This is a genomic window from Paenibacillus sp. DRB1-1, from assembly GCF_052119485.1.
GTDB classification, from domain to species: domain Bacteria; phylum Bacillota; class Bacilli; order Paenibacillales; family Paenibacillaceae; genus Paenibacillus; species Paenibacillus polymyxa_B.
Window position 1 is genome coordinate 4,087,133 of sequence record NZ_JBODQH010000001.1, and the last position, 26,790, is coordinate 4,113,922.

General features: G+C 47.3%; 22 protein-coding genes and 1 riboswitch. Of the genes, 15 read left to right on the plus strand and 7 right to left on the minus strand.

All coding sequences use genetic code 11. The features are described from left to right. Positions 1-75: 75 nt before the first annotated feature. The 3 genes from ilvD to ACQW03_RS18470 all read right to left on the minus strand — a co-directional run bounded on the left by ilvD (position 76) and on the right by ACQW03_RS18470 (position 3,565). On the minus strand, positions 76-1,764 hold the full coding sequence (gene ilvD, locus ACQW03_RS18460; RefSeq protein ID WP_025723889.1) for a dihydroxy-acid dehydratase: 1,689 nt from the start codon (positions 1,762-1,764) through the stop codon (positions 76-78). A 343-nt stretch (positions 1,765-2,107) separates the two neighbouring features. Beyond that, positions 2,108-2,356, minus strand: a complete 249-nt coding sequence (locus tag ACQW03_RS18465) for a KGG domain-containing protein (RefSeq protein WP_023989894.1) — start codon at positions 2,354-2,356, stop codon at positions 2,108-2,110. A gap of 174 nt (positions 2,357-2,530) precedes the next feature. After that, complete coding sequence (locus ACQW03_RS18470; protein WP_441951076.1) at positions 2,531-3,565, minus strand: acyltransferase family protein; 1,035 nt, start codon at positions 3,563-3,565, stop codon at positions 2,531-2,533. A gap of 311 nt (positions 3,566-3,876) precedes the next feature. Here ACQW03_RS18470 and ACQW03_RS18475 point away from each other — a divergent pair, with 311 nt between their 5' ends. The 4 genes from ACQW03_RS18475 (at position 3,877) to mgrA (ending at position 7,288) form a co-directional block, all read left to right on the plus strand. Next, positions 3,877-4,683, plus strand: coding sequence for an alpha/beta fold hydrolase (locus ACQW03_RS18475; RefSeq protein WP_441952428.1), 807 nt, complete (start codon positions 3,877-3,879; stop codon positions 4,681-4,683). Between the two features lie 14 nt (positions 4,684-4,697). Beyond that, the gene (locus tag ACQW03_RS18480) at positions 4,698-5,468 is read left to right on the plus strand and encodes an HAD family hydrolase (RefSeq protein ID WP_071642452.1); all 771 of its coding nucleotides are present in this window, start codon (positions 4,698-4,700) and stop codon (positions 5,466-5,468) included. Then, entirely contained in the window at positions 5,465-6,205 is a 741-nt protein-coding gene (locus tag ACQW03_RS18485) for an NAD-dependent protein deacylase (protein WP_441951078.1), read from the plus strand. The genes ACQW03_RS18480 and ACQW03_RS18485 overlap by 4 nt, the downstream gene beginning before the upstream one ends. Before the next feature lie 84 nt (positions 6,206-6,289). Then, positions 6,290-7,288 carry an L-glyceraldehyde 3-phosphate reductase gene (gene mgrA, locus ACQW03_RS18490; RefSeq protein ID WP_028542446.1) on the plus strand — a complete coding sequence of 333 codons (999 nt, stop codon included), beginning with the start codon at positions 6,290-6,292 and terminating at the stop codon, positions 7,286-7,288. A 127-nt stretch (positions 7,289-7,415) separates the two neighbouring features. Here mgrA and ACQW03_RS18495 read toward each other — a convergent pair whose 3' ends face one another. After that, positions 7,416-8,282 (minus strand): AraC family transcriptional regulator, encoded by an 867-nt coding sequence (locus tag ACQW03_RS18495; protein ID WP_071642446.1) that lies wholly within the window; start codon positions 8,280-8,282, stop codon positions 7,416-7,418. 220 nt (positions 8,283-8,502) lie between these two features. On the opposite strand from ACQW03_RS18495, the gene ACQW03_RS18500 reads away from it, so the two are divergent. From ACQW03_RS18500 to ptsP, 10 genes are all read left to right on the plus strand, one after another. After that, complete coding sequence (locus ACQW03_RS18500; RefSeq protein WP_441951081.1) at positions 8,503-9,681, plus strand: galactokinase; 1,179 nt, start codon at positions 8,503-8,505, stop codon at positions 9,679-9,681. A gap of 1 nt (position 9,682) precedes the next feature. Beyond that, positions 9,683-10,672, plus strand: a complete 990-nt coding sequence (gene galE / locus ACQW03_RS18505) for a UDP-glucose 4-epimerase GalE (RefSeq protein WP_071642442.1) — start codon at positions 9,683-9,685, stop codon at positions 10,670-10,672. A 17-nt stretch (positions 10,673-10,689) separates the two neighbouring features. Next, positions 10,690-12,333 (plus strand): UDP-glucose--hexose-1-phosphate uridylyltransferase, encoded by a 1,644-nt coding sequence (locus tag ACQW03_RS18510; RefSeq protein ID WP_071642440.1) that lies wholly within the window; start codon positions 10,690-10,692, stop codon positions 12,331-12,333. A gap of 184 nt (positions 12,334-12,517) precedes the next feature. Then, positions 12,518-13,681, plus strand: a complete 1,164-nt coding sequence (locus tag ACQW03_RS18515; RefSeq protein WP_441951084.1) for an iron-containing alcohol dehydrogenase — start codon at positions 12,518-12,520, stop codon at positions 13,679-13,681. A 174-nt stretch (positions 13,682-13,855) separates the two neighbouring features. Next, positions 13,856-14,374 (plus strand): protease, encoded by a 519-nt coding sequence (locus ACQW03_RS18520; protein WP_441951086.1) that lies wholly within the window; start codon positions 13,856-13,858, stop codon positions 14,372-14,374. A 48-nt stretch (positions 14,375-14,422) separates the two neighbouring features. Next, positions 14,423-15,958, plus strand: a complete 1,536-nt coding sequence (locus ACQW03_RS18525; RefSeq protein ID WP_061829261.1) for a flotillin family protein — start codon at positions 14,423-14,425, stop codon at positions 15,956-15,958. 190 nt (positions 15,959-16,148) lie between these two features. After that, positions 16,149-17,009 carry a glucose PTS transporter transcription antiterminator GlcT gene (gene glcT / locus ACQW03_RS18530; RefSeq protein WP_023989882.1) on the plus strand — a complete coding sequence of 287 codons (861 nt, stop codon included), beginning with the start codon at positions 16,149-16,151 and terminating at the stop codon, positions 17,007-17,009. A 252-nt stretch (positions 17,010-17,261) separates the two neighbouring features. Continuing rightward, entirely contained in the window at positions 17,262-19,307 is a 2,046-nt protein-coding gene (ptsG, locus tag ACQW03_RS18535; RefSeq protein ID WP_023989881.1) for a glucose-specific PTS transporter subunit IIBC, read from the plus strand. Between the two features lie 110 nt (positions 19,308-19,417). Then, positions 19,418-19,693, plus strand: a complete 276-nt coding sequence (locus ACQW03_RS18540; RefSeq protein WP_013372579.1) for an HPr family phosphocarrier protein — start codon at positions 19,418-19,420, stop codon at positions 19,691-19,693. Continuing rightward, positions 19,686-21,398 carry a phosphoenolpyruvate--protein phosphotransferase gene (gene ptsP, locus ACQW03_RS18545; protein WP_025722137.1) on the plus strand — a complete coding sequence of 571 codons (1,713 nt, stop codon included), beginning with the start codon at positions 19,686-19,688 and terminating at the stop codon, positions 21,396-21,398. Before ACQW03_RS18540 ends, ptsP begins: the two co-directional genes overlap by 8 nt. A 118-nt stretch (positions 21,399-21,516) precedes the next feature. Here ptsP and gcvPB read toward each other — a convergent pair whose 3' ends face one another. The 3 genes from gcvPB to gcvT form a co-directional block, all read right to left on the minus strand. After that, a complete protein-coding gene (gene gcvPB, locus ACQW03_RS18550) occupies positions 21,517-23,013 on the minus strand; it encodes an aminomethyl-transferring glycine dehydrogenase subunit GcvPB (protein WP_071642432.1) in 1,497 nt (498 codons plus the stop codon). Further along, positions 23,010-24,365, minus strand: a complete 1,356-nt coding sequence (gene gcvPA, locus ACQW03_RS18555; protein ID WP_076294373.1) for an aminomethyl-transferring glycine dehydrogenase subunit GcvPA — start codon at positions 24,363-24,365, stop codon at positions 23,010-23,012. The genes gcvPB and gcvPA overlap by 4 nt, the downstream gene beginning before the upstream one ends. A 126-nt stretch (positions 24,366-24,491) precedes the next feature. Continuing rightward, positions 24,492-25,592 carry a glycine cleavage system aminomethyltransferase GcvT gene (gcvT, locus tag ACQW03_RS18560; RefSeq protein WP_220030049.1) on the minus strand — a complete coding sequence of 367 codons (1,101 nt, stop codon included), beginning with the start codon at positions 25,590-25,592 and terminating at the stop codon, positions 24,492-24,494. Positions 25,593-25,768: 176 nt separating this feature from the next. Continuing rightward, positions 25,769-25,867, minus strand: a riboswitch (glycine riboswitch). Between the two features lie 394 nt (positions 25,868-26,261). On the opposite strand from gcvT, the gene gcvH reads away from it, so the two are divergent. Next, complete coding sequence (gene gcvH, locus ACQW03_RS18565; protein WP_071642426.1) at positions 26,262-26,660, plus strand: glycine cleavage system protein GcvH; 399 nt, start codon at positions 26,262-26,264, stop codon at positions 26,658-26,660. Positions 26,661-26,790 lie beyond the last annotated feature (130 nt).

Consider the following 26,790-nt stretch of genomic DNA (forward strand, 5'->3'; position numbering starts at 1 on the left):
AAGCCTCTCGATCCCTTGTTAGGTATCGAGAGGCTTTTTAACCGTTCATAAAGTAATCCTATCTTGGCAAAGCATTTAGATTTTCATAATTCCGCCGTTACTTGCGTTCGTCACCAGCTTGGAATAGCGCGCCAGGTAACCCGTTTTCACCTTCGGCTCAAAGCCTTTCCAGTTGGCGCGACGACGTTCGAATTCTTCGTCCGTAATGTGGAGCTCAATCTTACGATTGTTCAAGTCCAGCTCGATGATGTCGCCGTCCTCAACAAAAGCGATAGGTCCGCCTTCTGCGGCTTCGGGGGAAATATGGCCGATGGAGATACCACGGGAAGCACCTGAGAAGCGTCCGTCTGTAATCAGCCCCACCTTGGCACCAAGCCCCATGCCCACGATTTGTGAAGTTGGAGCGAGCATTTCAGGCATACCAGGTCCGCCTTTTGGACCTTCATAACGGATAACAACAACGTGTCCTTCATTAATTTTACCATTGGCGATACCTGCCAGTGCATCTTCCTGTGAATCAAAGCAGATGGCAGGGCCTTTGTGATAACCACCAACCGAAGCATCAACTGCACCGACTTTAATGATGGAGCCTTGCGGTGCCAGATTACCAAATAATACAGCCAGACCGCCACGTTCGGAATAAGGGTTGTCCAGTTTATGGATGACGTTAGTATCCAGAATTTCCTGACCCTCTACGTTTTCACGAATGGTTTTTCCAGTTACAGTAATACAGTCTCCATGCAGTGCTCCCGGTTTCTTCAACAATTCATTCAGCACTGCGCTTACGCCGCCTGCATTATGAACATCCTCAATATGATAGTCGGAAGCAGGTGCCAATTTGGACAAATGAGGTACGCGGTTTGCCACTTCATTAATACGTTCGATAGGGTAGTCAACTTCTGCTTCATGGGCAAGTGCCAATGTATGCAATACTGTATTCGTGGAACCGCCCATTGCCATATCCAATGCAAATGCATTATCAATAGCTTCTTTAGTCACGATATCACGTGGTTTAAGATCCAGCTTAATCAATTCCATCAATTGGCGTGCAGATTGTTTAACGAATTCTTTACGTTCTTCTGCTACTGCGAGAATGGTGCCGTTACCCGGCATAGCCAGACCCATCGCTTCTGCGAGACAGTTCATGGAATTCGCTGTGAACATCCCAGAACAGGAGCCACATGTCGGACAGCCATATTGTTCTAATTCAAGCAAGCTTTGATCGTCGATTTTGCCAGCCTGATATGCACCTACGCCTTCGAAGACGGAGGTCAGGGAAATAGAGCGTCCGTTCTTGTCTTTACCAGCTTTCATAGGACCGCCACTAACGAAAATAGTTGGAATGTTAACGCGCAGTGCGCCCATCATCATGCCAGGGGTAATTTTATCACAGTTAGGAATACAAACCATGCCGTCAAACCAGTGAGCGGAAACGACAGTTTCCAGAGAGTCAGCTATAATTTCGCGGCTTGGCAAAGAATAACGCATACCGATGTGCCCCATGGCAATGCCGTCATCTACACCGATGGTGTTAAACTCGAAAGGTACACCGCCTGCTTCACGAATGGCTTGCTTGACAATTTTGCCAAATTCCTGCAAATGGACGTGGCCCGGTACGATATCAATATACGAGTTGCATACCGCAATAAACGGTTTGTCAAAATCTTCTTCCTTGACACCCGCTGCGCGCAGCAAGCTGCGGTGAGGAGCACGGTCAAAGCCTTTTTTAATCATATCGGAACGCATTTTTGTCTTAGCTGTCATGATGCTGGTTTCCCCCCAAAGTATAAAAATAGTATGGCGTTCAATGGACGCCGTAATAGCGCAGATGTTTTCTAAAGAGTCTATCATAGATGTGAGCATTTTTCTACATATATGAAGATTTTGAAAAAGTACTAGTAGGGTTCTGTAATCAACAATATATAGACATGAACAGTTTTATTTATCTATATATTGCATTTAGATGAGTTAGAATTTGTTCTATTAGAAATATGTATACTGACATGTTTGCCGTATCAGGTAAAATATGAAAGAGCCCATTCTGCAATAAAGCGGATGGGCTCAAGCTTGTTTTATGTTAAAGGAGGGCGGAAGATGACATTACACCTTAATTTCTGCCGCCTTTACGACCGATGTCTCTGTAGAAATTTTTGTCATGCGACTCAGCTGTAGCATCGCCGCCCTTTTTACCGATTTCCTGATAAAATTCTTTATCGTGAGAGTTTGCGGTTGCTTCCCCGCCTTTTTTACCAATCTCCTGATAAAATTCCTTATTGTGCTTCTTGGAAGTAGCTTCTCCACCCATACGGCCTGCTTCTTCGCGACTCATTTTCCCCTGATTTTGATTACGTGCCATTACAAATCACTCCTTAATAAAAAAGTTGTTTTTTGTTGCGCGCATCCTTTACTTACCACATCACGCCTGTATGAAACAGGCTAAGTGGAGTAAAGAGGGGGTAGACTCGCTTCCATGTTCGTCTGTGAGTGGGGTGTCGCGTGTTCAATGTTAAATAAAAAATGGATAAAAAGATTACGCGGACCGTCTAAAAGGATAAGGAGCTGGCTTTAGCATCCACTCTACCTGTGGCTCAATCAGAGGTCGTGTTGCAGTTCGAACCCAAGGCATGGTCAACATACAACACAGACCAGCAGCACACACTACTATCAACATGACTTCCACTGGAGTATCTATATACTCGTAGACTCCCTTTGCAACGACGGTACGGACGATCAAGCCATGGAGTAAGAAGACATATAGTGTCCGTCTCCCCATCTCGGTTATACGTCCTGTGACAGCTGGAACAAAGCTTAGGAACGCCATAGATGCTATCCATTGAACTCCATAAATGCCGATACGGTAAATTCCTGCGTACCATTCGGTATGGCCCAATTCACCGTAAGTCATGTTGCCATACAGCCAGCCTGCCGGGATGCCGAAATACGACGTTCCCGCCAGTACCATAAGCAGAAGAGATACAACGCCAGCGATTATGCGGACTGGAGCTGTGAAGAACCGTCGAACGTCCGCATAATTCAAATGATAACCTGCTACAAAGTAAGGCAAATAAACAAAGGTTCTGCATACGCTCAGCCATATACCATCCATAGGGAGATACCCGACGAGGATACCCAGCAGTACGGATATACCCAATTGGAGGACAGGTGGTATTTTCTGAAAAGACAGCATCAGCAGTCTCCAACAGATATGGCTGGCAAGGAACCAGAGTAGCAGATAAGGAGCAAAGAACGAATGATGGATATGAGGAACGTGGAAGAGTGCAACATCCAAGATCGAATAGAGCGATTGAAAAATAAGATATTGCATACCGATCTGAAGCAGAACTTTTCGGCCTGCGGATCCGGTCAAAGATGTTTGGGCAAAGAAGCCTGTAACGAGTACAAACAACGGCATATGAAACATGAATATCCAGCTGAACCATTGTTGGGCAATATGAAGTGAACCGGCTAGAGGCTCCAGAGCATTTCCTGCAAATACGCATATGATCAACAGAAATCGCAAATTGAGAAAGAAGCTTTCCCCTTGTACATCATGGCTTGTCGTCATGTGTTTCCCTCCGAACGGCTTCTGCCGATTAAACTATTTAAAAAATAATTCTTTACAAGGAACAAGGTACGATACTCTGGACTTTATCATTGTGATTTTATTCACAATAGTAAGCGTTATCATAACCTTATTGTGTGGCAAAAGCTTGAACACGGACAAAGATGGGCTAAGACATGGAAATGTATGCTGATTTGACCCTGAATGTGCAACGATGTTACCCTAACAAGGCTAGTTACGCTGATGAATACAGCGGCACATTTTATATTCAAATTACGAATTACGAGGTACGAAAGGCGAAAGGAACTTTTACAATGAGAAGAAGAACAAGAAGATCATACAATTCATATGGGACACGTGGTCCTCGGAAAATATGGAAAGTTCTCTTAGGCATCCTGATTGTTATTGCACTGATAGCAGGGTGGGGAGCATGGAAGATATTTACGCCTTATCAGCCTGACGAGACGGCTGCTGCTGCATTAGCTGAAGTAGCGGATGCTGTGAAAGTAAATGAACAAGAACATTGGGTCGGTTTTGAGCCTGTAAAAAGAAGCGGAACTGGAGTCATTTTGTATCCAGGGGCGTTGGTGAAGCCCGAAAGTTATGCACCCTTGTCACGCCGTTTGGCGGAAAAGGGTCATCATGTGATCATTGCGAAAATGCCACTCAACCTTGCATTGATCTCTCCAGATCTGGCGAATGAAGTGCTAAAGGCATATCCGAAAGAAGCGTTTGTTATTGGAGGCCATTCGTTAGGCGGTGTGATGGCGGCCCGATATGCAGCTGCACATCCTGATCAGGTCAAAGGTGTATTTTTCCTCGCCTCCTACCCGGATAACAAGGGTAATTTAAAGGATAAAAATCTGCCCGTTATTTCTCTACTGGGAAGTGATGATGGAGTCGTCCAGATGGAAAATGTACAAAGTGGAAGAACTTATTTACCAGCCAACACACTGTATTTTACAGTCGAAGGGGGGAACCATGCCCAATTCGGCAGTTATGGTGTCCAAAAAGGAGATAATCCCGCGAAAATTAGCGCTGTTGAGCAATGGAATCAGACGGTAACGGCTTTACAGGACTGGATGAAAGAGAGTGTGGATGTGGCTCCTAAGAATCAGTAAAGGAGGTGTGCTGCATGTCTGAGCTGATCGTGCAGGGGGAGAGGTACCCATGCCGTGGTATTTTATTAGATAAAGATGGAACGTTGCTGGATTTTATTCAGTTGTGGGGCCCCTGGGCTCGTTCTATACTGGATATGATGGAGCAGCATCTTACCGTGGCGGGTACCGGTTTTACGGTAGAAAAAAGCAACGTTCTAGGTACTGTTCACGATCAAGAGGGACGTGTGATCGGTTACGATCCTTCTGGCCCGCTAGCCATGGGGACGGTGGACGAAAGTACGGGGGTACTGGCTTGGCAGCTTTATACTGCTGGTATACCGTGGAATGAGGCTGTGCGGCTTGTCCGCGACTTTAATAAAACGGCGATGGCTGATATTCGGCGACATCGGGCAGCGAAGGTGTTTCCAGGGTTGCGGACGTTGCTTGAGCAAAGCCGCCATGCCGGGCTGAAGCTGGCGGTTGTGACCTCTGACAGTACAGAGGCTGCACAGGAGCATTTGGAGTGGATGGGGCTGACATCCTATTTTGACGAGATTATCGGACATGATAGGGTTACATACGGTAAGCCTGACCCTGAAATGACTGAAAAAGCCTGCGCGTTACTAGGATTGTCGCCGGCGGACGTGGTAGTCATCGGAGACAGCAATGGGGATATGCAGATGGGCAAGCGTGCCGGAGTACGGCTCGCTATTGGATTTGCGCCAGAAGCAGAACGTTCTGGTCATTTGCTGGATGCGGATAAGGTTGTTCGTGGATATGAAGAGCTGGAGGTGCGTAGGGTATGAAAGTTAATACGTTGGCGGAATGGATACAGAAATCGCAGAATATTGTTTTTTTCGGCGGAGCAGGGACATCGACGGAAAGCGGTATTCCGGATTTTCGTTCGGCAGCAGGCCTGTATCAAAGTGAGGAGAAATTGCCTTATTCCCCTGAGGTTATGCTTAGCCGTTCATTTTTTGTGAAGCATCCTGAAGTGTTCTTCGACTTCTATCGCAGCAAAATGCTGCATCCCGATGCGGAGCCGAACGGTTGCCATCATTTCCTCGCGTTATTGGAAAAGCAAGGCCTTCTTAAAGCGGTTGTGACACAAAATATTGACGGCTTACATCAGGCTGCAGGTAGTGTGAATGTACTAGAACTTCATGGCTCGGTGCATCGCAACCACTGTATGGAATGCGGCCGCTTTTACAGTCTAAATGAAGTGATGAACAGCTCTGAGGTTGTACCCAAATGTCCGATAGATGGAGGAATTATCAAACCGGATGTCGTTTTATATGAGGAGGAGCTGAATCAGGATACCCTTATTCAATCCGTTCAGGCTATTTCGCAGGCTGATTTGCTGTTAATTGGAGGAACGTCGCTGACAGTACATCCTGCTGCGGGCTTGATTACTTATTTTCGTGGTAAACATACGGTGCTGCTGAATACAGATCCCACCTCGTATGATCATAAGGCGGATCTTTTGATCACGGATCCAATCGGTAAAGTTATGGAAAAACTTGCTCATCAATTAGGTCTGTAATCGTTTTCTTGTCAACGCCTGGATAAAAGCGCTATGATGATGTTGTGATGGACATTACAATGTTTCGAGAGAGGCTGGGATAGCATGGTTTATTTAGCTGGCGAAGATCGTTATGAAAGTATGAAATATAACCGTACAGGGAGATCAGGTCTAAAACTGCCCGCTATTTCGCTGGGCTTGTGGCATAATTTTGGCGGGATTAACAACGCGGAGAATGGCCGTAGCATGATTACCCGTTCCTTTGATCTAGGAATTACGCATTTTGATTTAGCTAATAACTATGGCCCTCCTGCGGGATCAGCTGAGGAATTTTTTGGACAAGTCTTAGCCAGTGATATGAAACCGTACCGAGATGAGTTGGTCATCTCCACCAAAGCGGGCTACAATATGTGGGCAGGGCCTTATGGGGACTGGGGATCTCGCAAGTATATGATATCTAGTCTGGATCAGAGCCTGAAGCGGATGGGGCTGGACTATGTCGATATATTCTACTCTCACCGATTTGATCCTAATACGCCGCTGGAAGAAACGATGGGAGCACTCGATCATATCGTACGTTCCGGCAAAGCGCTGTATGTGGGTGTGTCCAATTATAGTGCGGAGCAAACAGCAGAAGCAGCTCGCATTCTGAAGGAGCTCGGAACACCGCTTCTGATTCATCAGCCGAAATACTCCTTGCTCGACCGCTGGATTGAAAACGGATTACAAGATGTACTGGACGAAAACGGGGTAGGCAGCATTGCCTTTTGCCCGCTGGCTCAGGGACTGCTGACCAATAAATATTTGAACGGAATTCCTGAGGATTCACGTGCAGCGAGTACATCGGTTTTCCTGAATGAGAACCATGTAACGCCAGAGACACTTCGCAAGGTACGCGCCCTGAATCAGATGGCTGCTGCACGCGGACAAAGTTTGGCTCAATTCTCGCTGGCCTGGGCTCTGCGCGGCGAACGTCTGACCTCTGTCTTGATTGGGGCAAGCCGTGTAAGTCAAATTGAAGAAAATGTTGCTACCTTATCCAATCTGGACTTTTCTCAAGAGGAACTGGATCGAATTGATTCGATTCTGAATGCCGGGAACTGACAGGACGGCGGCACAGCCTAATGGTGAAAGTTAATCTGTAGTCATCGGCCTAATTTCGCATCCTCTTATACAATATATAACCAACAGCCCGCATCCGTTTGAAGGATGCGGGCTGTTTAAGTCTGCTTTACGACTGTGGGTAGTGCTTAACCTTGCTTCGGTACTCGGTTGGAGACTGACCACAGAAGCGCTTGAATTGACGTGAGAAATATAAGGCATCGGTTAGTCCGACCGAAGCGGCCACTTGCTCTACTGATAGTTCAGGACGCTCACGCAGCAGTTGACGTGATTTGTCGATTCTTAGCTTAAGCAGATAGGTGACGGGGGAGATGCCCGTTTCCTTTTTGAATATCCGTGACAAATACGCACGGTTATAACCAAGTCCTTCAGACATTTGCTCAATGGAAACGGGATGTGCGTACTGAGTGGACATATATTGCACCATCTGCTTGACTGTACGTTGAATTTGCGAATCCGCCCCGGACGGATCAGCCCAGTCACTCAGGTAATTGCCTGCTTCCCCCATAATCAGATACAAATAGCCCAAGGCTGAAAGATGAGAACTAGATTTTCTGCTGTAAAAGGCCAATTGCATTTGTTCCAAATAACTGGGGATGGGACTTTGATCAGAAGCATGGAAGACAGGCTGGTGAACACGCAGTCCTGCCTCCTGTACCACCTGCTCAGTATGGTGTCCGGTAAACGCAGACCAACGATAACGCCATGGTTCCTCTTCATCAGAAGTATAGCTCACCAGCTGACCGGGATGGATAAGGAAAAAATCGTTTTCTTCAAGCTGATATGTGTGCTGTTCCGTTCGGAAGATGCCTTTGCCCGATTCTACAAAGTGAAGCAGATAGTAATCATAGATTTTAGGCCCTACGGCATGACCAGATTTGGTTTGGCTCTCTCCTGCAAAAAGTACATGCAGTGGGCTATTTTCATAAAACACTGGATTAGAGGCGACAGCATAACTATATGAATGCGCTTGCAATATAGGGTCATCCTTCCTGCATTTGTGAATAGTTTAGCGGATGCGGTATACTTACATTGTACATATCCAAGTCACATTTATCCATAGCTTAAACACATGGATGCATTACATTGTGTGACGCTTTCATTTATACTGAAATCATAAGAGATGTCAACCTGATTAAGATGTTACAGGGAAATCAGGGAGGTCTTTACTAACGGTATATGAGGTGGATGCGGATATGAACTCTACTGAATTAAAGAAACATTTTATTGAAAAATATGGTGAAAGCAGCAATGAACTGCGGATATTTCATGCACCTGGACGTGTCAATCTGATTGGAGAGCATATCGACTATAACGGTGGTTATGTACTCCCGGCTGCGCTGGAATTCGGAACGACGCTAATCCTTCGTGCGCGCAATGATGATGAAATTCATTTCGCTTCGACAAACCTGTCGTATGAAGTATCTATCTCCCGCGGAGAAATAGGTAAAACAAAAACGGATGATTGGGTGGACTATCCGGTGGGTGTGCTGGTGGAGCTAGCTGATAAGGGAGTTTATCCGTCTAACGGATATGACCTGCTCTATCACGGAGAAATACCGAACGGTGCTGGATTATCCTCCTCAGCCTCCATTGAGGTTGTCACAGGATATGCGTTCCTCACTATCGAAAAACAGAAGACAGATACGGTCGAAATCGCTTTGTTGTCCCAGCGGGCAGAAAACAATTATGTAGGTGTCAATTGCGGCATTATGGACCAGTTCGCTGTAGCAAACGGAGCAGCTGATCATGCAATTCTACTGATGTGCGATACGTTGGATTACCGTAAAGTGCCATTCCGCACGGGAGATTACAAGTTGGTGATCGGCAATACAAACAAGCGTCGCGGTTTGGTGGACTCAGCCTATAACGAGCGTCGTAGTCAATGTGCCGAAGCACTGTCCATTTTGCAGCAGCAGGAGCCGTCACTGGAATACCTCGCTCAGCTGGACGAGAAGCGTTTCGAAGAGCTTCAGCATCACATCGCGGACGAAACAGTGCGTCGGCGGGCACAGCATGTGGTGGAGGAAAACGCTCGTGTGTTGGCCTCTGTTGATGCTCTCGCAGCGAATGAACTTGCAGCTTTTGGTCAGTTAATGAACGCTTCTCATGATTCATTACGAGATTTGTATGAGGTCAGCTGTACGGAGCTGGACGTCATGGTTGAAGAAGCACGACGCATTCCTGGCACGCTGGGTGCTCGTATGACAGGAGCCGGATTTGGAGGTTGTACGGTTTCATTGGTTCATGAGGACGATGTGGAACGTTTTGTGAAGGAAGTCGGCGAAGCTTATCAGACCCGCACTGGGCTGGAAGCCAGCTTTTATGTATGCAAGGCAGGAGACGGAGTTAAAGAACTGAAGGAGGACGAATAACATGGCCATTTTAGTCACAGGTGGAGCTGGATATATCGGTTCACATACCGTAGCAGAACTGTTGGATCTGGGAGAAGAAGTTGTGGTGCTGGATAATTTGCAAACCGGGCACAAAGCAGCATTGCTTGGAGGCAAGTTGTATGAAGGGGATTTGAGGGATAAAGAACTACTGTCCAAACTGTTCTCTGAAAATAGTATCGACGCAGTTATCCATTTTGCAGCCAACTCGCTGGTTGGAGAAAGCATGCAAAATCCTGGTAAATATTACGACAACAATGTATTTGGCACGCTGAGCTTGCTGGAGGCAATGAAGGATGCTGGAGTGCGCCGAATCGTGTTTTCCTCTACTGCGGCTACCTACGGCGAACCGGAAAAGGTACCGATTGAAGAGGGAGACCGTACAGAACCAACCAACGTTTATGGTGAAACAAAGCTGATGATGGAGCGCATGATGTCGTGGTTTGATAAAGTTTTAGGCATCAAATATGTGTCTTTACGGTATTTTAATGCGGCTGGTGCGCATGAGAGCGGCAAGATCGGTGAAGATCACCGACCAGAAAGCCATCTGATCCCGTTGGTGCTCCAGACAGCCTTGAAACAGCGTCCACACATCGCTGTATTTGGTGAGGATTATGCGACACCTGACGGCACGTGTGTTCGGGATTACATTCACGTGAGTGACCTGGCGGATGCTCATGTGCGTGCAGTAAATTACTTGCGCGAAGGCAATGACAGCAACGTATTCAACCTGGGCAACGGGCAGGGCTTCTCTGTGAAAGAAGTTATTGAGACGGCACGCAAGGTCACTGGGCTCGACATTCCAGTTGTTACAGAGCCACGCCGCGCAGGCGATCCAGCGATATTGGTTGCATCTTCTGACAAGGCTCGTTCGGTGTTGGGCTGGAATCCAGCACGTACCCAACTAGAGGATATTATTAGCGGAGCATGGGGATGGCATCAGTCGCACCCTCACGGCTACGGCGACGAGTAGACGGGAGACGATAACATATGAGCGAGCGCCAATCCGCAGATAAAGGCCAAGGCCGGGAACATTCCCGGCATCTGGCCAATGACATCGACGAAACTGTACAGCAATCAGCTCTATATGCGGTGGAGCAACTGGTTGCATTCGCACAAAACAGGGGCTTGATTGGTCCGCAAGATACAGATTACAGCCGTAATTTGCTATTGGATCAGTTTGGTTTTTCCGAGCCTTATTCAGGTGGGGAAGCAGGGGGCATTATGGCCCCCGAAGTGCTCCAGCCTGTGCTAAATGTTTTGATAGATTATGGTTTTGCCACTGGACTTATCCCTGAAAACACAGACACGTATCGTGATTTGCTGGATTCCAAAATCATGGGACTGTTGATGGCAAGACCGTCTGAAGTCATCCGTGACTTTCATCAAACGGAGACTGAACGAGGCATAGAGGCGGCGACAGATGCTTTTTATCAATTATCCATCGATTCGAACTACATCCGAATGGATCGGGTCGCCAGCAATGTGTACTGGAATCAGTCGACATCTTACGGAGATATGGAAATCACGATTAATTTGTCCAAGCCAGAAAAAAGTCCCAAGGAAATTGCGATGGCGAAGCTTTTGCCGCCGCCTGTTTATCCCAAGTGTCAATTATGCCGTGAAAACGTTGGATATGCAGGAAGAGTAAATCATCCGTCCCGTCAAAATTTGCGCATTATTCCGGTGGAATTGAATGGGGAACCGTGGTTTTTTCAATATTCACCTTATGTGTATTACAACGAGCACTGCATTGTGTTCCATCATGATCATGTACCGATGAAGCTTACGAAGGATACACTGCGCCGATTGCTGGCCTTTACGAAAGCGTTTCCGCATTATTTTATTGGCTCCAATGCGGATCTGCCGATTGTTGGCGGATCGATCCTGACCCATGATCATTTTCAGGGTGGTCGTCATACATTCCCAATTGAAAAAGCGGGTGTAGATGGCGTATACCATAATGAAGCGTTCCCGCAGGTTACAGCAGGGATTGTAAACTGGCCGATGTCGGTCATCCGTTTTACGTCAACAGATGCCGAGGCGTTGTTGGAAGCGGGAAATGCTGCTTTTGAAGCCTGGAAAGCTTATAGTGATCCTGTAGCTGATGTCCTCTCTCATACAGAGCAGGAAGGGGAAACGATTCCGCATAATACCGTGACGCCGATTGTGCGCCGTGATGCCGAAGGCAGGTACCAGATGGATCTCGTACTGCGTAACAACCGAACGAGTGAAGAGTATCCGGAAGGTATTTTCCATCCTCACCGCGAGATGCATCACATCAAGAAGGAAAATATCGGTCTGATCGAAGTTATGGGACTTGCCATATTACCGGGGCGGCTCAAGGATGAACTGGATGGAATTGCAGATATTTTGTGTGGGGATGACAAACTGGCTGTGGCTATGCAGCAGGAAGGACATCCACTGTTTAAGCATGCAGACTGGATTTACCAGTTAAACACCCGGTTCGGTCGTTTGCCTGACAAGGAGACGGCTATTCGTACCGTACAAAATGAGGTTGGACTGAAATTCAGTGAGATTTTAGAGCATGCAGGAGTGTATAAACGGAATCCGTCCGGTCAACAGGCCTTTGGTCGTTTTATGAAACAATTGGGATATACTTTGGGAGAATAAAATCGCTGGCGTAGCACATAATACACTACGAGAACCCTCCCAAGATATGACATGGAACCATGCTCCTCAAGGAGTGTGGTTTTTTTCTGAAAATAAAGCAGATTTGTTTCCTGTAACCGAAAAGGTTATAATAGAGTAGTTTCTTAACATTAAACTTTAGAACTATTGGAGGCGAGCGTTTGCGATGAAAGCATTCGAATTTTATAATCCTACACAATTGATCTTCGGTAAAGGACAATTGGAGGCTCTCAAGCGTGAAGTTCCTAAATATGGTAAACGTGTACTGCTTGTATATGGCGGCGGCAGCATTAAGCGCAGCGGTTTGTACGATAATGTAATAAGTTTGCTTGGTGAAATCGGTGCAGAGGTAACGGAACTGGCTGGTGTAGAACCGAATCCTCGCTTATCTACAGTACATAAAGGCGTGGAATTGTGTAAAACACATCAAATCGACCTCGTTCTGGCTGTAGGCGGCGGTAGTGTGCTGGATTGCTCTAAAGCCATTGCTGTTGGTGCAAAATATGATGGCGACATGTGGGATTTTGCAGAGCGTAAAGCGGCACCACAGGCAGCATTGCCATTAGGTACGGTTTTGACCATGGCAGCTACCGGTTCTGAAATGAATGCTGGTTCTGTTATTACAAATGAAAAAACACAGGAAAAATTGGGCTGGGGCAGCGTATTTGCGTTCCCTGCGTTTTCTATTCTTGATCCGGTGAACACATACTCTCTGCCGCAAAATCAAACCGTTTACGGAATCGTAGATATGATGTCACATACGCTGGAGCATTATTTCCATTTGGAATCCAATACTCCGGTCCAACTTGGCTGGTGCGAAACGATTTTGCGTACGGTCATGGATGCGGCTCCAGGCCTGGTCAACGATCTGGAAAACTACGAGCTGCGTGAAACGATTATGTATTGTGGTACGATGGCGCTGAACGGCTTCCTGAACATGGGGCTGACAGGTGACTGGGCTACTCACAATATCGAACATGCTGTATCTGCTGTTTATGATATTCCACATGGTGGAGGACTGGCTATTCTGTTCCCAAACTGGATGAAACACAATCTGCATGTGAAGCCTGAACGCTTCAAACAACTGGCCGTCAATGTGTTCCATGTAAATCCAGAAGGCAAGAGTGATGAAGAAGTGGCGCTGAAAGGTATTCAGGCGTTGCGTGATTTCTGGAACTCGATTGGTGCACCAAGCCGTCTGGCTGATTACGAAATTGATGCTTCCCAAATCGATGTTATGGCTGATAAAGCTGTGAAATTCGGATCTTTTGGTGGCTTTAATAAGCTCAATCGCGAAGATGTAGTCGAAATTTACAAAGCATCTCTGTAAACCGACACTTGTATCATTTTAAGCACGTTTGTGCGTCATTAGACGTACGAACGTGCTTTTTTGGGTTTGATTTGTGATATTGGAGGAAAATTTTGAAACTTTTTAAGGTTGAATACGTAAACATAGTTATAGACTGGAAACCAGACTGAAAAGGTACATGGAAGGAGGAGTCGCATGGAAACCATATTTTGGTGGTTGTTGGCAGGGGGCGCTATCTTTACCGTAGTCAGTGTGCTGATTGGAGATGTACTCGGTGGTTGGCTGGATGGTGCATTGGAGCTACCGGGCCTCGATTGGTTCAGACCTGTCGTTTTACTTGGAGCCATAACCGCTTTTGGCGGAGCTGGAGTACTGCTGACAAAGTATACTGGGCTGAGCATGGGGTGGGTCGTCGTGCTTGCTTTAGGGATTGCGTTCGTCATCGGAATACTCGTGTTCTTTGCGTTTATTAAGCCCATGGCGAATTCGGAGGTATCCAGCGGCTTCTCCATGCGTGAGCTGACTGGCCGGATTGGTGAGGTCACCATTCCTGTACCTGAGGTTGGTTACGGGGAGGTTATGATCCGCTTGGGTGCAGGCAACACCATACATACAGCATCGAGCTTCGATCACAAACCGCTTGCTGCGGGAACCCGTATCGTCGTGGTTGAGGTCGCAGAGGGCGTCGTCCGCGTAGCGTACCTGGACACCTAGACGGCGCATTCGCTTAACTTGAAGGGAGCGTGATCGGGAGTGTCAAATTTGCAAGATATTGTGTTGGTCCCTGGGATTGTTGTTATCGTTATCGTCATATTAGGGATCGCTTTTTGGGCCCGCTACAAAACAGTAGGGCCGGATGAAGGAATGATCGTGACGGGTTCTTTTCTAGGAAATAAAAATATTTCCGAGGATGACTCTGGACGAAAAATTAAAATTGTACGCGGCGGGGGGGCCTTCATTTGGCCTATTTTTCAGCAATCCGAATTCATCTCTCTGTTGTCCCATAAACTGGACGTAACCACACCGGAAGTGTATACGGAACAAGGAGTTCCTGTGATTGCGGATGGTGTGGCGATCATCAAGGTCGGCAGTTCTATTGAGGATGTGGCTACAGCAGCCGAGCAGTTCATCGGGAAGCCACTGGAAGCTCTTAGGGGAGAGGCTCAGGAAGTGCTGGAGGGGCATTTACGCGCAATCCTCGGCTCGATGACGGTGGAAGAAGTTTATCGTAATCGGGATCGGTTTGCGCAGGAAGTGCAAGGCGTGGCTGCTCGTGATCTGAAAAAGATGGGCTTGCAAATCGTTTCATTCACCATCAAAGATGTGCGTGATAAACATGGATATCTGGATGCGCTTGGTAAGCCGAGAATTGCCGCTGTGAAACGGGATGCTGAGATTGCAGAAGCTGAGGCTGTGCGGGATGCCCGGATTCAGAAGGCGCGTGCGGAACAGGAAGGCCAGAAGGCCGAATTGCTGCGGGATACCAATATTGCCGAGGCAGCCAAGGAGAAGGAACTGAAAGTGGCTTCGTTTAAGAAAGAACAGGATACAGCGAAGGCAGAAGCCGATCAGGCTTATCACATCCAGGAGGCCCGTGCCAAGCAGACTGCTGTCGAGGAGCAGATGAAGGTCGAGCTTGTGCGCAAAGAACGGGAAATTGATCTTCAATCCAAGGAAATACAGGTACGTGAAAAGCAATATGATGCGGAAGTGAAAAAGAAGGCAGAAGCCGATCGGTATGCGGTTGAACAAGCGGCGGAAGCAGATAAATCGCGTAAAATGCGTGAGGCTGAATCGCTGCAATACTCGATTGAGACACAGGCTAAAGCGTCAGCTGAACAAAAACGTCTCAACGGGCAAGCAGAAGCGGATGCCGAACGCGCCAAAGGGACGGCAGACGCAGATGTAATCCGTTTGCGTGGACTTGCAGAAGCGGAGGCCAAGGAAAAACTGGCGGAGGCGTTCCAGAAGTTTGGAGAGGCCGCCGTGCTCGATATTATCGTAAAAATGTTGCCTGATCTGGCTGGACGTATTGCCGAACCGATTGCGTCCATTGATAAACTCACCGTAGTTGATACGGGAAAAGGAGAAGGAGCAGCGCGTGTCAGCAATTATGTCACCGAACTGATGGCTACGGCACCTGAGATGCTGAAGAGTGTATCTGGTATTGATGTGGAGCAGTTAATCAAGGGGTTGACCACGGGGAAAAAAGGCCTTCATTCCGTGCCGCCTTCCGGTGAAGCGAATAAGCAGCCTCTTCCAGCCTCGGTGGAGGTAGCGCTAACAGATAAAGAATAACGATAAGTCTTTGGGGAGCATCTATCCCTAACCAAAAGACCGCTTTTCATCACAGCATTTCCCGGCAATGTGATGAAAAGCGTTTTCTTTTTATTGACCTTTAGCCGAATATTTGGTACTTTAACGTGGATTCCTCTGAGCTTCATGCTATAATTCTTAGGATCAAGGTTCTGATAAAAGAGGTGCGGATGTGAGCAGCCTAAAAGTGGCCAAAGCGCTGAATAACAATGTGATTATAGGGATGCATCCCGAGCATGATGAGGTTGTCGTGATTGGAAAAGGAATCGGTTTCAATCGCAGACCCGGCGATCTTATGCCGTTGGATTCAGTTGAAAAATTATTTATTTTAAAAAGCCATGAAGAACAGGAGCAATATAAACGGTTGCTTCCTGAGCTGGATGAAAAGCTCATTGAGGTCATCGGTGAGGTGCTTCATCTTGTTCAGCTTCAAGCAAAAAAGCCTCTAAATGAGCACATACTGATTGCTTTAACTGACCATATCGCTTTTTCCATCAACCGTCATAAACAGGGAATTACGATTCATAATCCTTTTTTGTATGAGACTAGGGAAATATATCCTCAGGAATATAAGATGGCTGAGCAGGCTGTTGCTTTAATCAGGGATAAGATGGATGTAGATCTGGGAGAAGATGAAATCGGATTCGTGGCTCTGCATATTTATAGCGCCATGACAAACCAGCATATCTCCGAGGTTAGGAAGGATTCTCGTCTGATTGCTGATATGGTTCAGGTTGTCGAGACCACACTGGATTATCGTATTCCTCTTCAATCCCTTGATTATTCTCGACTGCTGACTCATCTGAGGTTTGCGATTGAACGTGTGCGCCGGGGAGAAATTGTGCAGGAGATTTATCGATTGGACAAGCTTTTGAATGAGGAGTATCCGGAAATGTATATGCTGGCCTGGAAGCTCACGAAAATTATGGAGAAAAGACTGCGTAAATCTGTGTATCCGGCTGAGGTTAGTTATTTGACAATGCATCTGCAACGGTTGTCCCAACGCAAAGAGCAGGGGGAGCAACAAAAGTGATAAAACCGGAATAAAAAAGTATTGCCTCGCATTTAGCGGGGTGCTATAATCAATTCTGCAATGAGGAAGACAACAACTGAACATTTAACGTGTTACTGATTCGATCAGGCATGAGTTGTTTTAAGTTATGATTGTTTACAGCCTACTGGGGCAAGCTATATCCCAAGGTTGTTTTCAAACATACTTAAATCGGCTCATGCCTTTTTTGTTGTTTTGCCTCTGTTCTAAATTTCAGAGAAGGATGTGGAAGGTATGTTTAAAAAGCTTTTCGGCGTTTTACAGCGTGTCGGTAAAGCATTAATGCTTCCTGTAGCGATTTTGCCAGCTGCGGGGCTTTTATTGGGTATCGGTAACATGCTGGTCAATCCTGATTTTCTCCAGTACATTCCGGCATTAAATGCAGGCTGGGTTCAATCGGTAGCGACGATCATGATGAATGCCGGACAAATCGTTTTTGATAATCTGGCACTGTTGTTCGCAGTTGGCGTAGCCGTCGGTCTGGCGGGCGGTGAAGGTGTAGCAGGTTTGGCTGCCATCATCGGTTACCTCGTTATGAACATTACACTGGGTACAGCCGTGGGTGTCACACCTGGTCTGATTGCTCAAAAAATACCGGGTTATGCAAACGTGTTGGGGATTCCAACGCTTCAAACCGGGGTGTTCGGCGGGATAATCATCGGTATACTGGCCGCGGCCATGTACAACCGCTTTTTCAAAATTGAGCTTCCTTCGTATCTGGGCTTTTTCGCGGGTAAGCGTTTCGTTCCGATTGCAACGGCGGTATCCTCACTGATTGTCGGACTTGCGCTGGTTCTGATCTGGCCTCCAGTTCAACAAGGACTTAATGCAGTATCTCACTTTATGGTGTATTCCAACCCGACTTTGTCGGCGTTCCTGTTCGGGGTTATCGAACGCGCGCTTATTCCATTTGGTTTGCATCACATCTGGTATTCACCGTTCTGGTTTGAGTTTGGTGAATATGTTAACAAAGCAGGTCAAACCGTTCACGGTGACCAGCAGATCTTCTTCAGCCAGCTTCGCGACGGAGTGGCGTTGACAGCAAGTACGTTCCAAGTGGGTAAATTCCCATTCATGATGTTCGGTTTGCCGGCAGCAGCGCTTGCAATGTACCATGAAGCAAGACCAGAACACAAAAAATATGTAGCAGGTATCATGGGTTCAGCAGCATTGACTTCGTTCTTGACAGGTATTACGGAGCCACTGGAATTTTCCTTCCTGTTCGTAGCTCCACTGCTGTTTGCAGTACACTGTATATTCGCAGGTCTGTCATTTATGACCATGCAAATTTTACATGTCAAAATCGGTATGACCTTCTCAGGCGGATTTATTGACTTCCTGATTTTCGGGATTATTCCAACCCGTACGCCTTGGTGGTATGTAATTATCGTCGGTCTGATCTTGGCAGTTATTTACTACTTCGGATTCCGGTTCATCATACGGAAGTTCAACTTGAAAACACCAGGACGTGAAGAAGCTACAGATAATGTGGATGGCGCAGCAGTCGGTAGTAGTGATGAGCTCCCGCACAACATTTTGGCAGCTTTCGGTGGTTCATCGAATATCAAGCATCTAGATGCTTGTATCACACGTCTTCGGATCGAGGTTAATGAGAAATCGAACGTTGACAAAGCTCGTCTGAAACAACTTGGTGCATCGGGTGTCCTTGAAGTCGGTAACAACGTACAGGCAATTTTCGGTACACGTTCGGACACCATTAAATCTCAAATGGCTGATATCATGGCTGGACGTACACCTGCACCAGCTCCGGCGCAACCTGCTCCACAAGAGGAGAAGGAAGCTGGAGAAGAACAACAAACCATTATTGTAGAAGATATTGTAATGCCTGTTAACGGAGAATTGGTTGATATCTCGACGGTTCCCGATCCGGTATTTGCAGAACGTATGACAGGTGACGGTTTTGCGGTCGTTCCAAATGATGGAACGATTGTGTCCCCTGTTTATGGTAAAGTATTCAATGTATTCCCAAGCAAGCATGCGATTGGTATTCAATCCGATGGCGGTAAAGAAGTGCTTGTTCATATCGGGGTGAATACAGTGAAGCTTAAAGGCCAAGGATTTGACGTTTTGGTGAACGAAGGCGATCTTGTGTCAGCTGGCCAGCCTATTATGAAAGTAGACCTGGAATACGTGAAGGCAAACGCTAAATCCATCATCTCACCTGTCATTTTTACTAACCTTCCAGAAGGTTCTTCGGTAACTTTAAACAAAACTGGAGTATTGAAGGCTGGCGAAGATGGTATAATTACGATAAAATAAACTCTATGTGTTTCGGATTAGTTGATTAGGCGGCTTAGGCCGTCTGATCAACTATCTGGTATACTGCGTGTAAACAAATATTATCTTTAGGAAAGTGGGAGGAACAAATTATGCAAACAACTTTTAGAATTACGGATGAAGACGGTATCCATGCACGTCCTGCAACTGCGCTGGTAAATACAGCTAACAAATTCAGCGGTGCTGAATCTTTTGCCGAAGCTAACGGTAAAAAAGTAACTTTGAAATCCATTCTGGGTGTATTGTCTCTGGGTCTGGAACAAGGCGATACTATTAACATTATCTGCGAAGGCGCTGAAGCTGCCGAAGCACTGAAAGCTCTTGAAAATGTAATCGTTAACGAAGGGCTGGGCGAAGTTCATGCTTAAAATTTCCGGGATTGCCGCTTCGGCAGGCATAGCCATTGCCCGGGCGTTTATCTTGGAGCATCCGAATTACGCTGTAGAGAGACGCGCGGTTGGTGATGTTGAAGCTGAAATCGCGAGATTGGATGCGGCTTTGGCACAATCTCAAACCGAATTGGAATCCATTAAGGAGAAAACGCTTCAGGAGCTGGGAGAGAAAAAAGCAGAAATTTTTGCATCTCACTTGCTCATCCTGAATGATCCTGAATTGATCGATCCGGTTAAAGCTAAAATCAGAGACGAGCAGCTTAATGCTGACTATGCTTTGAATGAAGTAGCTACACAGTTCATTTCCATGTTTGAAAACATGAAAAGTGCCTATTTGCAAGAACGCGCATCGGACATGCGTGATGTAACCAAGCGGATCCTGAATCACCTGCTTGGTGTTCATTTTGTTAGTCCTGCAGAAATTGCCGAAGAAACGATTGTGCTTGCAGAAGATTTGACACCTTCCGACACAGCTCAGCTGAACCGTGAATTTGTTAAAGGTTTTGCAACGAACATCGGCGGACGTACTTCGCATTCGGCTATTATGGCTCGCTCACTTGAAATTCCTGCAGTTGTGGGAACGAAAAATATATTGTCTCAAGCTAAAAGCGGTGATTTGATTATCGTTGATGGTTTGGATGGTCACGTATTCGTGAACCCTACCGAAGAGATTGTTGCGGAATACCGTGCTAAACAGGTGGCATACGACAAGCAACGCGAAGAGTGGCGCAAGCTGCGCGGCGAAGCTACGGTTTCTGTCGATGGTGTCCATGTCGAACTGGCAGCCAATATTGGTACGCCTAATGATGTAGCTGGTGTTCTGGACAACGGTGGTGAAGGCGTTGGCTTGTACCGTACGGAGTTCTTGTACATGGGACGCGATAAGCTTCCATCCGAAGAAGTACAGTATACGGCGTACAAAACCGTTCTGGAAAGAATGGAAGGTAAACCGGTTGTAGTCCGTACTTTGGATATCGGTGGCGACAAAGAACTTCCTTATCTGGACCTGCCGAAAGAAATGAATCCGTTCCTTGGATTCCGTGCTATTCGTCTGTGTCTGGATCGCCAGGATATTTTCCGCACTCAATTGCGTGCTTTGTTGCGTGCAAGTGTGCATGGTAACCTGCGCATCATGTTCCCAATGATTGCTACGCTGAACGAATTCCGTGAAGCTAAAGCTGTTTTGTTGGAAGAAAAGGAAAAGTTGGTAGCCGAGGGTGTATCCGTATCTGAAGAAATTCAGCTGGGCATCATGGTAGAAATTCCTTCTACAGCGGTATTGGCTGACCAATTCGCAAAAGAAGTGGATTTCTTCAGTATCGGTACAAACGATCTGATTCAATACACAATGGCAGCGGATCGCATGAACGAGCGGGTTTCTTATCTGTATCAACCATACAATCCATCTATTCTGCGTCTGGTGAAAATGGTTATTGATGCCGCTCACCGTGAAGGACGTTGGGTTGGTATGTGTGGCGAAATGGCAGGAGATACAACAGCAATTCCGTTGCTGCTGGGTCTGGGACTTGATGAGTTCAGTATGAGCGCAACTTCCATTCTGCCAGCACGTAGTCAAATTTCCAAGTTGTCCCGTGCGGACATGGAAAAACTGGCTACAAAAGCTCTGGACATGCAAACAGCAGAACAGGTTGTTGAATTGGTTCAAAGCATCGAAGGCTAAGGAAGGGTATTCCATTTCAAAGGTTATATCTTTTTTCAACAAAAAAATTGCTGTGTACATACAGCAGCCGGTATCTAATGATACCGGCTTTTTTGCATGCTTTAAGTAGAATTTGTTTTTAACTGCATGAGCAATTCAGTACAGGTTTGCGGGCTGCGGTAGTTTCGTCCAATCGTGTGACTGGAGTAGTATATGGTGCATTGAGCACCAGCTCAGGGTTCTCTTCTGCTTCCCGCGCAATATGAATCATAGTGTCGACAAAAGCATCAAGTGTTTCCTTACTCTCCGTCTCCGTGGGCTCGATCATGATGCACTCCTCTACATTCAGCGGAAAGTAAATTGTAGGCGGATGGTAGCCGAAATCAAGCAGCCGTTTGGCTACATCAAGCGTACGCACTCCAAATTTTTTCAAGCCTCGCCCCGACATTACAAATTCGTGTTTGCAATGTCCAGGGTAGGGCAGGTCAAAATGTGGAGCGAGCCTATGCATCATGTAATTGGCATTGAGCACAGCGCATTCCGATACACGCTTTAAGCCATCAGGACCGTAGCTACGGATATAGGTATAGGCACGGACGAGAATACCGAAGTTGCCGTAAAAGGCTTTAACCCGTCCAATAGAATCTCCCTGTTCCCGGTCCCAGTGGTACACCCCCTGCAGATCCCGTACGACAAGTGGCTTGGGCAAATAAGGGATGAGCCGTTGCTTTACGCCGACAGGCCCAGCGCCGGGGCCGCCGCCGCCGTGCGGGGTACTCATCGTTTTATGCAAATTGAGATGCACTACATCGAAGCCCATATCTCCGGGACGGGTAATCCCCATGATGGCGTTGGAGTTCGCCCCATCATAGTAAAGTAGACCACCTGCGTCATGCACGATGGCAGCAATGTCAGTGATTTGCTTCTCGAACAGCCCAAGCGTGTTCGGGTTGGTCAGCATGAGCGCCGCGGTGTCGTTGCCTACGGCTTGACGCAGCGCATCCAGATCCACCAGCCCCTCAGGGGTGGAGGGGAGGGTGACTGTTTCGAAGCCCGCGACGGTTGCGCTGGCGGGGTTCGTTCCGTGCGAGGAATCCGGCACGAGCACCTTGGTACGTCGCTCACCACGTGCTTCGTGGTATGAGCGAATCATCATCAGCCCGGTCCATTCGCCATGGGCGCCCGCGGCGGGCTGAAGCGTGACGGCATCCATGCCAGTTAACGCAGCCAAATCATTTTGGAGCGTATGCAGCAGCTCCATGGCACCCTGGATGCTCTCCTCTGGCTGATATGGATGGATTTTGGCGAAGCCTGTATATCGGGCGACATCCTCATTCACCTTCGGATTGTATTTCATCGTACAGGAGCCGAGCGGATAAAATCCGTTGTCCACACCGAAATTACGCCGGGACAAGGCGGTATAATGCCGAATAACGTCTACTTCGTATACCTCGGGTAATGCCGCAGGTTCGCTACGCAGCGCATAATCTGGCAAAAGCTCTGCCACCGGGCGACGGGGAACATCGCACTCGGGAAGGGAATAGGCGATGCGACCCGGACGGCTCAATTCAAAAATGAGCGCTTGATCGTGTTCCTTCAACAGCCCTTGTTTCTGATCCTGTCCGGTGTGTGTCATAGCAATCCCCCCAAGGTGTGTACAAATTGGTCAATCTCTTCTTTGGTTCTTTGCTCCGTCACGGCAATCAACATGTGACCAGCAAGTTCCTCATAGTCCCGGCCCAAATCGTAGCCAGCGATAAATCCAGCAGCTAGCAGCTCGGCCTGGAGTTTGCTCATATCTGTACCCTCAGGCAGTCTAAGGGCAAACTCGTTAAACGTCGGTGCGTTAAACGAGACAGTTACGCCCTTCAAGCTCAGCAATTGCTCTAAAGCATAACGGCTTTTATGCAAATTTAGCTCCGCTACTTCCTTGATCCCCTGTCTACCCATGACAGACAAGTATACAGATGCAGATAAAGCTAGCAACGCTTGGTTGGAGCAAATGTTAGAGGTGGCCTTTTCGCGGCGGATATGCTGTTCCCGCGCTTGCAAGGTCAGCACGAAGCCGCGCTTACCGTTGCGGTCTGTGGTCTGACCCACAATACGGCCGGGAATACGGCGCATATGTGCCTGAGAAACGGCAAAGTATCCACAGGTCGGACCGCCGAGAGAAGAGGAGATACCAAGTGGCTGCGCGTCTCCTACCACAATATCCGCGCCCTGTTTGCCGGGTGTTTCCAGCAAGCCAAGTGCTAGTGGATTGGCACTGACGACCAAAAGACCTTTGTGCGTATGGATGAGGTCAGCCATCGGCTTCAGGTTTTCCACGGCTCCGAAAAAGTTGGGGCTTTGGACCAAAACAGCCGCGGTCTGTTCCGATACGGCTGCCGCTAACGCATCAACATCCGTTACGCCGTCCGAACAGCCGATCTCCACGATGTCCAAATCCAATCCGCGTGCATAGGCTGCCAATACCTGACGTGCCTCCGGATGGACGGACCTTGATACGATAAGCTGTTTACGGCGGGTAGCTGCGGCGGACAGTGAGCCCGCTTCAGCCAGTGCAGTCGCTCCGTCGTACATGCTGGCATTAGCTACAGCCATGCCCGTCAATTCGCAAATATACGACTGAAACTCGAAAATGGCTTGTAGCTCGCCTTGGCTTACTTCCGGCTGATAGGGGGTGTAGGCTGTATAGAATTCCGAGCGTGAAGTGATGTGCTGGATGACGGACGGAATATGATGATCATAAATTCCTGCGCCAAGGAAGCTGGCATGTGTGTCTGTATTGGCGTTGTGTCCGGCCAGCTCAGCCAAGTGGCGGGTTAAGGCTTTCTCATCGAGTCGAGAAGAAAGAGGCAGTTCCCCTTGATATCGAATGGCCTCTGGAATGTCACTGAATAAATCATCAATGGATGATACACCGACCACACGTAGCATTTCGGTTTGATCCTGTTCAGTCATAGGGAGATAACGATGCTGCTTCATAGGTTCTGGCTCCTTTCGAAAAGCAAATTTCAAACGTAAATTAGCTAATAAAAAAGTGTGTGAGATGAAAAAACCAGAAGTTCATATCTGACATGTTTGCTTTATAGAAATAAAAAGAGTTTAAGATCAGCGCGGGCGTCTATAAAAGGGTGCTGCCACCACCTCGGCACGCAGGCGTTTGCCACGAATCTCAACCTCCAACGGTGTAGAGAGGGCGCTAAAACGACTGTCCACCAAGGCGAGGCCCAGATTACGCTTCAAGGTGGGCGACTGAGTCCCCGTTGTAACCTCACCAATGTGTTGTCCTTCTGCGAATACTGGGTAATGGGCGCGTGGGATACCGCGATCAATCATTTCCAGCCCGATCAATTTGCGAGGAATCCCTTGTTCTTTCTGACGTTGCAGTGCTTCTCTACCGATAAAATCTCCTTTATTCAGCTTGACGAAGAAACCTAGACCAGCTTCGAGTGGTGAAATCGTGGCAGATAACTCCTGACCGTACAGCGGCAATCGTGCCTCAAAGCGTAGTGTATCCCGAGCACCAAGTCCAGCGGGAATCAGCCCATACGACTCACCGGAACGAAGCAAACCCTCCCATACGGCTGGTGCTTCCGCAGCAGGTACATAAAATTCAAAACCGTCTTCGCCCGTATATCCGGTTCGTGAGACAAGTGCTTTTGCTCCGAACAATGGCACATTCTCATGGAAGCGGAAAGATGCCAGATTCGTAATGTCCGTATCTGCCACGGCTGCGGCAATACGTGCTGCTTCCGGTCCTTGCAACGCCAGCAATGCTATCGCATCAGACATATTCTCCATGTGAACGGATGCAGGCATATGACGAATTAGCCAATCCCAATCCTTATCGATGTTGGATGCGTTCACAACGAGCATGTAGCGTTCCGGTCCTTTGCAGTAAACAAGTAGGTCGTCTACTACACCTCCATCGGGGTAACACAGGAGTGAATATTGTGCCTGACCTGGTTCCAACTGGCTGACATCATTCGTGGTCACCCTTTGCAGAAAAGCTTCGGCCTCTTTGCCTTCAACCAAAAATTCGCCCATATGCGATACATCGAATAAACCCGCACGTTGCCGGACGGCCTCATGCTCCTTTTGAATGCCGCTAAACTGAACCGGGAGCTCCCAGCCGCCAAAGTCAATACAACGAACCCCAGACTGCGTCCCGTAGGACGAATATAGCGGTGTTTTTCGCAAATTAGTCATTATTCCACTCCTATCCGGTGTGATCGGCTAAACAAAAAAGACAGGCCGAAAAAAACGTATAGACGGCAGTCTACACTCTTTTTTCAGCTCTGTCCTTGATACCAGAAAGTTACCCCGGTATGTACCGGGTTTCCCCTTGGGTGATCCGCTCCAATAGCGAATGCTCTCCAGAGATGCGTCCGGCAGAGGTCCTTTTGCCTGAGAGATTCACCTGCAATGCAGGTTTACTCCTTCGGCGCTACCTTCGGGATCAACGGTATATTACCTGGCTTTGCAGATAACAACTTGATCCGATTCGCGTGCACTTATGTCTCACAAGCGGCAACAGCTATGCGAATCTTTTTGGCAGTCTCTCCCTCCGCGTTCATCCGCGTTTGCAGTTGTCGGTGTGTTTCCCAAAGCATTTGCTATAACCCATTAATACGCAAATTCATTCAAAATGTCAATAAAAATGTCATCAAAAATAATAGAAAAAACATTTAATATATAAATAAGGATATGTAAGCGTTTGTTATAAGCTATCATTTTTTTATATAGTACGCTATATGAGGTGATATGAAGTATTTTTGTTAGTATTATTGACATGAGTGTTCTTGTTGTCATAATCTTAACCTGTCTAATACAGGTGAGCAAAAGCGATTTTATTCATATGGAAGTGAGGGGAACAGAATGGGTGAAGTGAAGCAGCAACTTTGGTATACAGACGAACATGAGTGGGTTCAGCGGACAGAGAATGGAACGGTGCGGATTGGTATTACAGACTTTGCACAGCATCAACTGGGTGATATTGTTTTTGTAGAATTACCTGAGGCGGGAGCAACGATTGAGCAGGGAGCGGAGATCGGTACGATTGAATCGGTGAAGACGGTATCCGACCTTTTTGCTCCGGTGACGGGAACCATATTAAAAGTGAATGAAACGCTGGAAAGTACGCCTGAGCTAGTGAATGAATCTCCCTATGACAAAGGTTGGATGATCGAAGTAGAGATGGATAAAGAGGTGGAGGAAGCCTTGGGCAAGCTACTGTCTGCGGACCAGTATGAGCAGTTGATTTCCGATGGGCAGTAATGGAGCATTGTAGTATGGAGTAAGAGGGTTATTTGTCTGCTCGATTATTGTATAAAATAGTCGCTATGATTTAACATAGCGGCTATTTTTTTGTCTTTTTGCAAACGTAATTACGTGTTTTATTCTGATT